Source organism: Filomicrobium insigne (genome assembly GCF_900104305.1).
Classification (GTDB): domain Bacteria; phylum Pseudomonadota; class Alphaproteobacteria; order Rhizobiales; family Hyphomicrobiaceae; genus Filomicrobium; species Filomicrobium insigne.
On sequence record NZ_FNJC01000001.1, the window covers coordinates 295,748 to 309,127 of the forward strand.

13 protein-coding genes and 1 tRNA gene are annotated in these 13,380 nt (G+C 57.4%); 1 reads left to right on the forward strand and 13 read right to left on the reverse strand.

Annotated features, from left to right (window positions below; all coding sequences use genetic code 11):
- Positions 1-59: 59 nt before the first annotated feature.
- The 5 genes from BLS30_RS01395 to BLS30_RS01415 all read right to left on the reverse strand — a co-directional run bounded on the left by BLS30_RS01395 (position 60) and on the right by BLS30_RS01415 (position 4,085).
- Positions 60-134 (reverse strand) — tRNA-Thr (locus BLS30_RS01395).
- 245 nt (positions 135-379) lie between these two features.
- Positions 380-841 (reverse strand): hypothetical protein, encoded by a 462-nt coding sequence (locus BLS30_RS01400; protein WP_139165277.1) that lies wholly within the window; start codon positions 839-841, stop codon positions 380-382.
- Complete coding sequence (locus BLS30_RS01405) at positions 774-2,021, reverse strand: ParA family protein (protein WP_090226090.1); 1,248 nt, start codon at positions 2,019-2,021, stop codon at positions 774-776. The genes BLS30_RS01400 and BLS30_RS01405 overlap by 68 nt, the downstream gene beginning before the upstream one ends.
- Positions 2,022-2,184: 163 nt before the next feature.
- On the reverse strand, positions 2,185-2,619 hold the full coding sequence (locus tag BLS30_RS01410) for a hypothetical protein (RefSeq protein ID WP_046478060.1): 435 nt from the start codon (positions 2,617-2,619) through the stop codon (positions 2,185-2,187).
- Positions 2,620-2,741: 122 nt separating this feature from the next.
- Positions 2,742-4,085: an O-antigen ligase family protein gene (locus tag BLS30_RS01415; RefSeq protein ID WP_090226092.1), complete on the reverse strand. Its 1,344-nt coding sequence runs from the start codon at positions 4,083-4,085 to the stop codon at positions 2,742-2,744.
- Positions 4,086-4,332: 247 nt separating this feature from the next.
- On the opposite strand from BLS30_RS01415, the gene folE reads away from it, so the two are divergent.
- On the forward strand, positions 4,333-4,938 hold the full coding sequence (gene folE, locus BLS30_RS01420; RefSeq protein WP_046478059.1) for a GTP cyclohydrolase I FolE: 606 nt from the start codon (positions 4,333-4,335) through the stop codon (positions 4,936-4,938).
- Here folE and truA read toward each other — a convergent pair.
- The 8 genes from truA to BLS30_RS01460 form a co-directional block, all read right to left on the reverse strand.
- A complete protein-coding gene (gene truA / locus BLS30_RS01425) occupies positions 4,924-5,697 on the reverse strand; it encodes a tRNA pseudouridine(38-40) synthase TruA (RefSeq protein ID WP_046478058.1) in 774 nt (257 codons plus the stop codon). The genes folE and truA overlap by 15 nt on opposite strands.
- 87 nt (positions 5,698-5,784) lie before the next feature.
- Complete coding sequence (locus BLS30_RS01430; protein ID WP_090226094.1) at positions 5,785-6,069, reverse strand: hypothetical protein; 285 nt, start codon at positions 6,067-6,069, stop codon at positions 5,785-5,787.
- A 92-nt stretch (positions 6,070-6,161) separates the two neighbouring features.
- On the reverse strand, positions 6,162-7,088 hold the full coding sequence (fmt, locus tag BLS30_RS01435; RefSeq protein WP_425284134.1) for a methionyl-tRNA formyltransferase: 927 nt from the start codon (positions 7,086-7,088) through the stop codon (positions 6,162-6,164).
- A 68-nt stretch (positions 7,089-7,156) separates the two neighbouring features.
- The gene (gene def / locus BLS30_RS01440; protein WP_046478056.1) at positions 7,157-7,672 is read right to left on the reverse strand and encodes a peptide deformylase; all 516 of its coding nucleotides are present in this window, start codon (positions 7,670-7,672) and stop codon (positions 7,157-7,159) included.
- A 101-nt stretch (positions 7,673-7,773) separates the two neighbouring features.
- Positions 7,774-8,496 carry a glycosyltransferase family 2 protein gene (locus BLS30_RS01445; protein ID WP_090226097.1) on the reverse strand — a complete coding sequence of 241 codons (723 nt, stop codon included), beginning with the start codon at positions 8,494-8,496 and terminating at the stop codon, positions 7,774-7,776.
- A 133-nt stretch (positions 8,497-8,629) separates the two neighbouring features.
- On the reverse strand, positions 8,630-9,583 hold the full coding sequence (locus BLS30_RS01450; RefSeq protein WP_244466797.1) for an NAD-dependent epimerase/dehydratase family protein: 954 nt from the start codon (positions 9,581-9,583) through the stop codon (positions 8,630-8,632).
- Positions 9,584-9,625: 42 nt separating this feature from the next.
- On the reverse strand, positions 9,626-11,629 hold the full coding sequence (locus BLS30_RS01455) for a polysaccharide biosynthesis protein (protein WP_090226100.1): 2,004 nt from the start codon (positions 11,627-11,629) through the stop codon (positions 9,626-9,628).
- A gap of 230 nt (positions 11,630-11,859) precedes the next feature.
- Positions 11,860-13,326 (reverse strand): MATE family efflux transporter, encoded by a 1,467-nt coding sequence (locus BLS30_RS01460; protein WP_076605304.1) that lies wholly within the window; start codon positions 13,324-13,326, stop codon positions 11,860-11,862.
- Positions 13,327-13,380 lie beyond the last annotated feature (54 nt).

Here is a 13,380-nt window from a genome sequence, read left to right on the forward strand (position 1 = left end):
AGGCCGTAAAGCGCCAAGTGTGCGGGTAAAAAGTCTGCTCAAGCACATATCGCGAAAACTGGTGCTGCCGGAGAGATTTGAACTCTCGGCCTCTCCCTTACCAAGGGAGTGCTCTACCCCTGAGCTACGGCAGCGGATCGCCAATATCGAAGCTCCATACTGGAGCCGGCTGTAATCTTCAATGCCAATCTCGGCACTCCCTTACCAAGGGAGTGTCCGTGACCTCGACAACCCTGAATCGTGCGAGGGGCACACTACTGCCACAGGGCCCGAAAGACCGCAAGCATTTGCAGCGGTCTTCTTTGAAGGGCCGGTCTCAATGCCTTCTTGATGTGGGCCGCGACAGAATGATCAAGGACGCAATGAGAATACGTTATGCTCAGAATATCCCAGATGACGCTTCGCGTCGCCTCTGGGCGGCGAGGCCTGCGTCAAATCTCAACCGAATGTCCTTCAAGGCATCGGCTCTCTTCTTGTAAGCTCTCGTACCGCCTACAAATTGCCGAGCAATTGCGTCGATCTCCGGTAGCCTGACTTGTTTATCAGTCTGTAGTTCATCAAAAACTAGGTCAAAGCGGGATGGATCATTGTGGCTCTTCGCAAGCATATCTACGTAACGTGATACGACATCTTCGTCTATCTGCTTCGCAGTCCCAGCTTTCTTTGCGGGCCCATCACGCTTTTCAAGAAGTTTGACAAGCTGTGTAATCGAGAGGTCGTCCACTGGACCGAGACCTTCGATGAGTTTTTCGATCTCAGATACTGTTGTCTTGTTAGCCTGTGCTTCTTTCAGTGTTTTGGCGAAGCTCAACAACAGTTTGCGTAGTTCTGAAACCTGCATCGCTAAGGATCTCCGGTTCAGTTTCGACGGGCATCCCAACACTTCTAAGGATGTAGTCGCCGAGGCGTGAGAACATCTCATGTATTACGGCATTGTTCGAACTAGGGTTCGGCTCAAAAATTGCGAGATCGTCGCCCTCGATGTGAAGAAGGGCCACCTTATGCATGATCGGCAGGTGATCGAGAACGACAACGGGTTCGACATTGCCGTAGAAGTGATTGACCCGGCTTTTGTAATTCCAATGAAGCTCGTCCTGAAGATAGGATAAAGCCTTGCTTTCGCGATCATTATAACCGCTGCGTTGGGCAACTTTCGAAGGAAGAACGCCCAGCATCTTGAAGCCCAGGCCTAGCTTGTCGCGGAAATCTAAAAACATCTCCACGGAACGAAACACCGCTCGGCTGGATACGGTATCGAGGATGGTCGGCATCAGGACATGCGTCGCAGCACAAAGCGCGTTGGCGGTAGCTGCGCAGATGCGAGGTGGCGTATCAATGATGATGATATCGTAAGTATTTTGAATTTCGTCGCTTGCAAGATAGGCCTGCGTATTGAACCGGATATCGTCCTTCCTTGCTCCGGTCAGCCACTGATAGACCAAGCTACTGTCTATACGACTGAGATTTGCTTCAGCAGGATGAATGGCGCTTGTCTGAAATGACCGACCCAGACTGTGAGGCTTGGTGATCTCCGCTGGGGGCTTCTCGCCTCTCAGTATCTCGTGTGCCGAAAAGGTCAGTTGATTGGGATCAGCATAGGGCACGATATCCGTGAGCGACCCTTGATAATCGAAATCAATCAGGAGAACGCGATATCCGGACTTGTCGAAATATGCGGCCAGATTGGCGGCAATCATCGACTTACCAACGCCACCCTTGTAGTTCGCAATGGCGATTATCGGAATCGTATTCTTGAGACGATCGGCATATTTCTTATGCGCGTTCCGAGATGTGCCCTTGCTCCAGAACGCCTCGGGATCAACGAGCACTTGGTGGATCTTTTCACGGATCGCTTTCTTACCCCAATAGTATGCATAAAATAATGCACCACAGAGGCCGACAACGATGGTGACCGCCTTAATCCAATAAAGAACTCCGGCCCCTAAATAGACATCGAGAAATAAAGCGTCCGCGACCTTTGTAATTAGCTCCAAAAAAGTCTTGAGAACCAATTCAAACACGACCCACCCCCCACCAAACGCATAAAACTATCAGTGGCAAGATAATTCATCTGAGGTGCGGATCAAGAACCTCTTGGCAGGTATCCACCGAGGGAAGGTTCTGGCTAGGGACGCTGCGGAAGCTTCTCCAATGTTTTGAGCTAGAATCTAGAGTAGAGCAGCCCTAATCCAGCGTGATTGCTAATCCGCTCAGGTCTGCGTTCACTAGCAATCCAACCTGCCGTCCGGTCAGTTCCAGCACAGCGCCTTTCTGGTTGGTCAACACAATCGCGCGCGCGCCATGTCCGACCGCAAGGCCCGCTCCTGCGGCGCCGTAGACACCAGCAATGTCTGACGGGCGATCAATGTTTCTTACCCTGCCGCGCAGTACCGTCTTTGAGCCGCCGAACACTAGCCCGTAGTCCAGACCGCCGACCGACAGCGCGTAGCGCCTCCCGTGAAAATTGAGAGTGCCACTCCCGCCGGAGCCGCCGATAATCCATCCTGCCTTGTAGATCGTCAGTCTAACGGTTCCGCTGTCTGCGTAGCTTGCTGAGGGCAAGCTCACAAAGGCAATTATCGCGATGAGCAGTGTGCGCATGGCCCACAAGATCTTCATTGGGGACTCCTCCTCGTGTTCCAGAAATGGCGCGTGACGCGGAACGAATCGCATGTGTTTTTTCTAGTCTTGGAATGAGGAGGCAAGATGTTCTGTGCTCACTGAGCAGAACATGTCTTTGGTCACAACCGAGTAGAACCTCCCGGAGTTGTCTCTATATCTGGACCACAGACTATACGGTGGGCGATGGCGAACATAACGACAGAAAAGGCGAACATCGCCATAAACCAAACCTGCCACATACCGTAGCTCGCCAACCCCATGACCGATGCGCTCGCAAACATCGCGAATGCAGGCGCGCGTACCCTACGGTCGATTGAACGAACCGCACCCAAAACCGCCACACCGGCAACCGCCAACAGCGCAGCGCCGACAGCCCCCAATTCAAACCAAGTCTGCAGAAATACATTGTGGGCATGGCGCGATAACGTGCGCTCGATCTTTTCCCCTTCGGCATTGTTCGTCGTCGCGCGCATGCGCGGGCCGAGAATGTAGGTCATGTTGGTGCCGATGCCGATCAGCGGATCGTGTTGCAGCACCTGCTCAGCGGTGTGGTTCCATATGATGATGCGGTGTTGAGCCGAACGCTGCAGCCAAGATGCGTTGTGAAGATCGGCCTTGTGCGCGAGCATCGCAGCCGGCAGGACGAGCAGACAGCAAGCCACCCACCCTACAGCCATCAAACGGTACGTCCATGTGTGAGATATGCGTGCAAACGCGTAGCCAAACAGGCCGATCACCACCGCCAACTTCGATGTCTCATGCGTCGACAGGAAGATCACGACAATTGCCAGAACAAGAAGGCCCAGGCTTATAGGCGTGCGCAGGCTGCGTGGCGCGGTGGCAAACGCCGTGACCGCCGCCGGCCACATAAGCAGTGAAATGGGCGCGGTGTTGCGGGTTAGATCGACCGGCGAAATCGCGATAATGCGGCCGTCCTCCCACTTGAAATGACGGAGAGGTTTGATCGACTCCGGCCCCAAGCCGATCGTATTGTAAATCCACATCTTTATGGACTGGTCACTTAAGAGTTCGATCAAGAAATATGTTAGCCCGATCGACAACCCCATCCAGACCCCGTCCGCAAGGTGAAGCGCGTTCATTGTGCCTTCGCGCCGGATCAGCCGATACATGACAAGCGTTGCCAGCAGTATGAAGAGAGTGAGGCCGGACTTTGCCAATACGAGAGTGGGGGACTCAGCCCAAAACGCCGTGGCAGCGGCCCATAGCGCAAACGCACTCAAAGCACCGGTCAGGACGTCGCAACGTGGCAAGCCATAACGCAAATGCCCAGACAAAGCGGCAGACGTGAGCAATGCGATAAAAACGATGCCGAGCAGAAAAGGAAGCGTGCGGGCACTGACGAGTGAAACGATGACGGCGACGAGAATGACAGTCCCCAAAGCCGCACTGGGTAAGCGGTTCGCAAAGGGGCCGCGGACGGCATCGCTTTCGCTTGAATGCATGTGCTTTCACCCTCAGTTGTTGCCCGTATGCGAGCGCCCCGCGTCATTAAGCACGTGACTGGCTCTGCGACAACGGGCTCTATACGTGACTTGCCGCGGCGCGCCGATCCGCTATTATCTGGCCTCCAAATATCGCTATGTGCACTTTATTTCGGTCACCTATGCGAGCCGTGCTGCTGAGCGCGGTGAAGTTTTTATTGGTGTGGCAAAGACGCCCGCTCATTAGTCAACGAAAGCCCCTTCGCAATTGAAAAAGAATGCCTCAGATTCACAGCCGCTACCGGCGGCTGAGCGCCCTGATCGTCGTGAAGCTGAAGACGCTATCCGTACGATTCTGCGTTGGACGGGAGAAAATCCGGAACGCGATGGCCTCATAGAAACGCCATCGCGCGTTGTGCGTGCGTTCGAGGAGTATTTCCGGGGGTACGCAGAAGACCCGGAGGCCATCCTCCAAAAGACCTTCGAGGAAATTGAAGGCTACGACGAGATGATCGCTCTGCGCGGCATCCGTTTTGAAAGCCATTGTGAGCACCACATGGCGCCGATTATCGGTCATGCCTGGGTTGGTTACATTCCCAACGGTCGCGTCGTCGGGATTTCAAAACTCGCACGGATTGTCGACGTCTATGCGAAGCGCCTCCAGATCCAGGAGAAAATGACGGCGCAGATCGCCAATGCGATCCAGACCGTTCTGGAACCGCAAGGTGTGGGTGTTGTCATCAAGGCCGAGCATCATTGCATGACAACGCGCGGCATCCACAAGCCCGGCACGGACCTCGTCACAAGCCGAATGCTCGGTGTATTCCGCGACGATCCCAAGACCCGGCAGGAATTTCTTTCAATGGTCGACTGAGCCGGGCATTGCCTCCGGCTTATCGTAGTCCACGCCCACGAGGTAGAGCCCCGTGGGCGGCGCTACCGGTCCGCATGCCGCGCGGCGGCGTGCGGCCAACGCTTCGGCGACATCGGCGCGCGTCCAGCGGCCGGCTCCGACAAGCTTCAGCGTGCCCACGAGCGAGCGCACCTGATTGTGCAGGAATGAACGCGCAGACGCCGTTATGTGCACTTCCTCCCCCACACGCGAAACGCACAGCCGATCCAACGTTTTAACAGGTGACGCTGCCTGGCAGGCGGAGGCGCGAAAGGTCGTGAAATCGTGGTGGCCAACGAGGCACTGGGCAGCGTTATGCATAGCTTCCGCATCCAGCCCGACGGGTAACCACCAAACCCGGTTGCGGTCGAGTGCCGGTGGAGCCCGACGGTCCAATATTCGGTAGAGATAGTGACGCGCGGTGGCGCTAAACCGTGCATCAAATTCAGGACCGACCTCTACACATTCCAAGACTGCGATTGGATTTGGCCGAAGCAAGTGATTGAGCGCTTCGCGGATGCGGTAAGGATCTTGTTCACGCGCAAGGTCAAAGTGCGCAACTTGCCCCAGAGCATGCACGCCGGAATCCGTGCGGCCAGCCCCACGGATGCTGACGGTTTCGCCGCAGAAGGATGCTATTGCGGTTTGCAGGCTCGACTGCACAGTCTTGCCCACGGCCTGCGTCTGCCAGCCGACAAACGGCGTGCCGTCGTATTCTATCGTAATGCGGTATCGGGGCATTCAGGTCGGGCCGTATAACGGGAAGGGGCGCAATCCCTATCGCGTCGACCGCGGTTGCTCAACCCTCGTCATAAAAGACGCGTGTTCTTAGTAGTCGCTGCTACGGCGGGGATCGTTGTAAAAGCCGGGATAGTCGTACACATTCGTTTCCCCGACACCGAGCGCGAGCGGCGTTCTCCCACCCGGGTTGATGATGACGTGCCGATCAGGCGGCAGCGGCCGGAATACGCGAACGCCAGCTTCCTTGGTAACGACGGCACCATAGTAAGCACGCGGTTCGATGCGGGTCGTATGAGATTGCTGCGCCAACGCTACGGGTGCGATCAACGCAGATGCAGCCACGAGCGCGGCAATCGCAAATTTACTCGACACATCAATTCTCCCTAGCAATGCGCCTGTTATTGCTCACTAAACTACAAGCGGCATGCATTTGCCAGAGCTTCGCGGGGCATGCTTAATACACGTTACGGGAGGCGCGTGCCGGGCGGCAGACTGAAGCCGCGCAAGAACTCCGATGCGGAGCAAGGGCGCTTACCCGCCCGCTGAACCTCCAGCATCTCCACCGCGCCGTCACCGCAGCCAATCGTGAGGCCTGGACCAAGTACCTCGCCCGGAGCGCCGTTCTGGCTGACCAAGCGCGAACGCAACGCTTTCACACGTTCGCGCCGGCCTTCGCGCTCGACCTCGAACCAAGCTCCCGGAAAGGGGGATAGCCCTCTGATCTGATTGTGTATCTCAATCGCAGAACGGGCGAAATCGAGCCGCGATTCAGCCTTGTCGATCTTTGCCGCGTAGGTAATTCCGTCGTTGGACTGAGGCGCCTCGCTCAACTCCCCACGCTGGAGCGCCGCCAGTGCGCGGACCATCAGATCCGCGCCGCGTTCAGCAAGCACGTCGTGCAGTTCGCCCGCTGTCATTTCATCGCCGATCGTCACCGGTGCGCTCATGCATACTGGTCCGGTATCGAGACCTTCCTCCATGTGCATGATGGCGACGGCGGTTTCTCTGTCGCCAGCCATAATGGCCCGCTGAATCGGCGCTGCTCCGCGCCAGCGCGGTAACGCGGAGGCGTGCAGGTTGAAACAGCCGTGGCATGGGGCAGACAGAATTGCACCCGGCAGCAGAAGGCCATAAGCGACGACGATGGCGGCATCTGCTTTGAAGTCCTGGAACGTGCTTAACGCTGCGTCATCACGCAGGCTTAGCGGCGTCAGGACCGGAATGTCCCGGCCTGCGGCAAAGGCGTGTACCGGCGATGGCCGCTCATGCATCCCGCGACCAGCAGGTCTCGGAGGCTGCGAATAAGCAGCCACAACGTCGTGCCCTGCCGTCAGAATTTCCGACAACGTTGGCACGGCAAAATCGGGCGTGCCCATAAAGATGATGCGCACCTTGCTGTCCCCACTTCGATGTCTGTTCGATTGCCCACGAACTCGCCTTGCGACGGCGGTCCGAGCGCTTACGAGGTCGTCACGCTACGCTGCTGCTTGCGGAAACGGCGAACGATTATGTCCCTCTTCAGCCGCGACAGGTAGTCGATGATCAATTTGCCATCAAGATGATCGAGTTCATGCTGGATCGCCGTCGCCAGCAATCCCTCAGCTTCAAGCTCCTGCTCTCTTCCATCCCGATCGATGTACTGGAGCGTCAGGGAACCCGGTCGTTCGATCTCCACATGCACATCCGGGATTGATAGGCAGCCTTCCTCATGTACGTTTGGAGTGTCGCCGAAATGGACAATCTTAGGGTTGATCAGGCAAAGCGGCGCGGGTGCGTCTTCGTCTCCGACATCAACCACCACAAGCCGCTTGGGCACGGCGACCTGGATAGCGGCCAAACCGATTCCGGGGGCGGCGTACATAGTTTCCAGCATATCGTCGGCGAGGCGACGCGTAGCATCATCGACCTGCGTAATAGGTTCAGAGACCACGCGCAGTATCGGATCCGGAATTTTTATAATTTCCAACTTTGCCATAGTAATTTGAAATACGCATTCGCCGATGCTTGGTCAATCGGCACACTGAGGGGACAATGTCGCGGTCCGTTATCTTGAGATGTATAGGGCGCGACACGTGGCTATTGCAATGGGCGCTCGGGGCATGGCTGGCGAGGGCGTGCCAAAGCCTCACGGCCTATCAAACTCAGGATTTTGACACCCGCTCTCACTGATCCCACAAGCGTTCCGGAGATCTTCGATATCCCGATGCGGCGGCGATATCGGACTGGCGCTTCTAGCGTGCGCAAACCTAGCTGTGCCGCTTTAACCTGCATTTCGACGGTCCAACCGTAGTCGCGATCCGCCATGGCCAGTCTCTCCAAGACCGAACGCTTAATCGCGCGAAATGGTCCAATATCGGTAAATCGTGCCCCCCAGATTAGTCTGATCAACCACGTCGCCAGCCAATTACCGAAAATTTGCTGAGGCGTCAGGGCTCCTAGCTCCCTACGCCCGAGCGTACGCGACCCGATGACGAGTTCTCCTTCATCCGCGATTATTGGATCAACCAAGCTCGGCATATCTTCAGGGTGATCGGAATAGTCACCGTCGAGGAAAACGATGATGTCACACGGAGGCAAGGCACCAATCCCGGCAAGACAAGCCGCACCGTAGCCAGGTTGCGGTTCTCTTATGACGCGGGCTCCGGCAGCACGGGCAACATAGGCCGTTCGATCTCGTGATCCGTTGTCCGAGACGACAATGGCGTCGACCCAGCTGGGAATAGCGGCAATGACTTTACTAACGGCCGCTTCTTCGTTGAGCGCCGGAATAACAACGCCGACAGCGTAGCCGTTACGCATTCGCATCTCCCAGCGCAGGTCCGCACAAACGCGGCTATTACTTTCGAGGCGCACTCGTGCGCGGCCGCATCGTACACGAGCCATAGACATGTAGGGTCCCGAAACGCTGCGTACACCCCATAGTGTGCTCTTTTCATTCTGCGTTTAGGCAGCTGGCTAATGCCTTTGCTGTATCGTGGCAGGGATGCCAGCCGATGCCCTGCAATTGGGCTGCATCGACGACAAGGTCCGCGTTAAGCCGCTGCCATTGGCCTGTACGCCCAGCCAGCCGGGCCAGACTCGCGAGGATTCCCGCTGGGATCGGGACCAATCCGGGGCTGCGGCTGAGGCCGCTACGCAAAGCCGCCAGGATCTCAGGCACGGTGGCCGGTTCTTCGTCCGCGACCAGGAAAACTCGCCGGCTGGCCTGCGGACTGGTCAGCACATGCCGGACTGCGGTCATGAGGCTATCTATGTGGAGGAGCGAGCGGCGTCCGGCGACGGTCTTCAACGGCAACGGGATCGGAAGGCGGGCGAGCCGGACGAGCGCGGCCATGTTCCCTTTCACGCCTGGGCCATAGACGACCACTGGCCTGAGTGCCACCCAATCCGTCCGGCTATCGGCCAGCTCTTCAGCAAGTGCTTGTTCTGCGGCGAGCTTGGAGCGGCCGTACGCATCTGTTGGATGAGGAGGCGATCTTTCCGTCAGGACACCTTCCGCGGAAGGGCCGGATTGCGCGCGCACAGAGGACATGAGCACGACCCGGTTCAGGTCTGCCTCGCGGGCAGCAATCGCGAGGGCGCGCGTGGCCTCACAATTCACAGCCATATACTGGCTTTCGGGAATTGTACTGGTCGCATGGGCGATGCCTGCGAGATGGACCACGTGGGTCACGCCGCCCAACAGGGCGTGCCAATCGTGCGGCTCCGACATGTCGGGCAACGAAACGATGTCCAAGTCTGGACGGGCCGAGATCTGAGATACGTCACGCGCAGCGGCGCGGACTTCGAAGCCATTAGCCAGAAGGCTTTCGGTCAGAAAGCGTCCAATGAAACCTGTAGCTCCGGTAATCAGAATACGCGGCGGCATGGTGTTGTCGAAATCCAAGAGCTTATCGACGACGCTATAGACGGCTCATTTGAGCCCGCCTCAATGCAGCATACGAGACAAAGGCGGCCAGGCCTTCTCCTCGCCGTCCTGATCGGCTTCAGGGGGAAGCACGGGCCCGGGCTGATATCCTTCTACCGTGCGCATCAACACTGCGCGGATGGCATCGAGATCCCGCGTCTTCATGGATTCCTTCAAACCATCCAGCTCATGCCAGAGCTCGTTCGATGGCAACCAGGGCTCTCCGGAACGCATAATGCGAGGATGTTCCGTCCCGGTCGTATTGGCGCCGAGCAAGAGTTCTTCGTAGAGTTTCTCGCCCGGGCGCAGGCCGGTGTAGACGATCTCGATATCGCCACCAGGGTTTTCGCTACTCCTCGGATCGAGACCCGCGAGGCGGATCATAAGGCGTGCAAGGTCGTCGATCTTGACGGGGTCTCCCATATCCAGAACGAAGACTTCCCCGCCCGTCGCCATGGACCCTGCCTGGATGACCAGTTCGGCCGCTTCTCTGATCGACATGAAATAGCGGATGACATCGGGGTGGGTCACCGTCAGCGGTCCGCCCTGCTTGATCTGTTGCCGGAACCTGCGAACGACCGATCCAGAACTGTCGAGCACATTTCCGAAGCGAACCATCGTAAAGACGGTGTTGACGTCCTCGTCCATGGCATGCGCCTGCAGGACAAGCTCAGCAAGGCGCTTGGTAGCTCCCATAACATTCGTCGGACGAACCGCCTTATCGGTCGAGATCAGCACGAAGCGTTCAACGCCCAAATCCCGTGCGGCATCAGCCATAACGGCGCATCCGAACGTGTTGTTGCTGATCCCAGCAACAATATTTTGCTCCACGATAGGCACGTGCTTATAGGCCGCTGCATGGTAGATTGTCTGGATATCGTAGCTTGATATCGTGTGGCGAACGAGCCGTTCATCGAGCACGGAGCCCAGCACCGCGACCAGTTCTGTATCCTCGTATTGACCCGGGTTAGCTGCGATCGTCTCTCGAATTTCGAGCTCAATCTCGTAGAGGGCCGGTTCCGAAATATCCATGAGCACCAAGCGCTCCGGCGACTGCTCGAGAATTTGCCGGACCAATTCCGACCCGACCGACCCACCAGCCCCCGTTACCAGAATTGATTTGTCGCGAATGACGCGCGTCAACAATTGAGCATCCGGTGGTACGGGTTCACGGCCTAAGAGATCTTCGACCTCCAGAGGGCGGACATCCGTAATGCCGACTTTGCCAGACGCTATCTCATCGATCGCAGGCACGATCTTGACCACAACGGGGTAGTTTTCCAGCTTCTGGACAATCTGTCGGCGCATGCCGCGCTGCGATTCAGGAATTGCCAACAGCACTTCCTTGATGTCGCGGCGTTCAATGAAGAAGCCCACCTTCTCCGGCCGATAGACTTTGAGCCCACCGACGTACTGACCCCACATGGACGGCTCGTCGTCGATGAAACCGACGGGCTCGCGGTCGTAAACCCTGCGGCGCAGCGCAGACAGCAGCTCGACGCCCATTTGGCCCGCGCCATAGATGAGCACGAGCTTGCGATCCATATCAATTGGCAATTTTGGAATGGTAATGCCAATGCTTTGCAGGAACAGACCCGCAATCTGGCGGCTCGCACTTACCGCAAGCGCTCCCAACACGCCATAAACCAGGATAACCGTGCGTGGGATGCCGTGCTGTCCGAGCATAAATACAGCCATTGCCCAAATCAGCATCGACAGGGCTGCACACAAGAAAATGCGCAGCATGCCACGATAGCCGATGAAGCGCGTCACAAGCCTGTAAAGCCCGAAGGACCCAAAGGTGCCTATCGTGATGGCTGGCCCCAAGAAGAACAACGCCGCTGTCAGCCAATCATCGGGAACGTAAAATGTCTGGTAGCGGACCGACATCGCGGTCCAGAGGACGGCGGTCAACAGCAGGAAGTCGCTCAAGACAAGAACCACCCGCTTTGCAGAGCGTGGCAGTTCAATGAGCCACTTGCGCACGTGAGCTGTGCGCGCGTCCTCGTTACCCTTGTCCGCCAATTTCTCCCCTCTCCACCCCGTCGCGCCCCTCGCGCGGTCGTATCCAGCTATCCATTACAGGCATGATTCAGCCCTTTAGATGCCCGTTATAAATACATGGAAAGCCCGGTGCACATGTATTCAAATTCCGTAACGGAATTCCCCTGTCAGTAACGAAACCACACTCCGATATCCACACTTTGATATCATCGCAAGGGCAGGACACGAGCCGACAGCGTTGCCGGAAGGCATCATTCATCCATTCGGCGCCGAATTCTGTGGCGAATCCACCAACTTCGAGGCGCGCGGGCGAGTTTAAAGGTCCCCGATACCGGCGCTTGCGTAATGTGATCGATGAGCCGGTAAGACAAGATTACCCCGATGCAGCCGAACACGATCCCCCCACCCAAGTTGCCAGCCAGCACCCCGTAGGCCCCAGCGATCTCGCCACCGATCCAGACCAATGGAATGGTCCCGATCGTGGCACGGCCCCAATTTAGCGCCGTCGAAACTTGGGGCCGCCCGAGCGTATTGTGTATGGCGTTGGACACAAACAAGGTGCCGAGGAAGAAGAAGAGCGGCGCCAGATAGTAGCAAAATATCAAAATGAGTTCGGCGGCCTGCCCCTCGGCTTTGAATGCCTGCACGATGAATGGCGCCAGGATCGCGAGCACAATCCAGGAAAATGTCGTGAAGGCCGCCGCGACGCATAATGCCAACGTCAAGGTCTGGCGCATCCGGTCTGGTTTTTTCGCTCCGAAATTTTGTCCGATGATGGGCCCTACGTTGCCGGACAACGCGAAGATTGCGCCGAATGCGACTGGCATGATGCGCCCAATAATGGCCCAGCCCGCGACTGCGCCATCCCCAAACCCCGACATCGCGGCCGTCACGTAGGCGTTGGCGAAGGGCGTTGCGATATTTGTGGCGAGGGCTGGGACGGCGATCATGGCCAAGGGACGTGCATCCGATACCATTGCGCGCCAGCGTGGCCGGCTCATCAAGCGGTGAACGCGGATCACCCCGTAAAGGCCAATACAGAGCATCACGAGGCGCGCAATAACGCTGGCGATGGCCGCTCCCTCGATTCCGAGACCGAAGCCGAAGATCAAAACAGGGTCAAGGATGACGTTGGCCACCGCACCGTAGAGCGTCACATTCATCGAACGCCGCGCATCGCCGACTGACCTGAGGACGGCCGTCGATGCCATCGCGACGGCCAGCGGCGGCAATGCGGGCACGAGGATTTCCAGGTATCTTGTTGCCAGTTCGTGAGTTCGGCCGGTCGCCCCCAGAAGCGTCAGTAAGGTGGGGATCAAAAACCAGATGATAACGGCAAGGATGGTCGCGACAATAAAGGTCCAACAGTGGGCACTCGCCGCAACGCGACGCGCACGCACGTAGCGTCCTGCGCCTATCGCGGGCGACACGAGTGACATCGTTGCAATGAGCAAGCCGAGACCGATAGAGATCGTGAGCGCTACGATTGAGCTGCCATAGCCGATCGCAGCCACGATGGCCTGATCGTTGAGCAGGCTGAGAAAATAAATGTTTGCGAGGTCGCCGACGAAAATTGCGACAAGCCCAAGTGCTCCAGCGCCTGTCATGACTAGGATGTGGCGCAAGAGGGAGCCGCTAACGAACTTGGGTGGCTCCACCGCGACACGGCGGGGCGGCACCCGCGGATGACGGGCCACCTCAGGCGTTATGGACTCCATTCCCTCGAACCGTTTCTTTATTTTAAGCCCGGCGGCAGGGTTGGCTACCAAGCG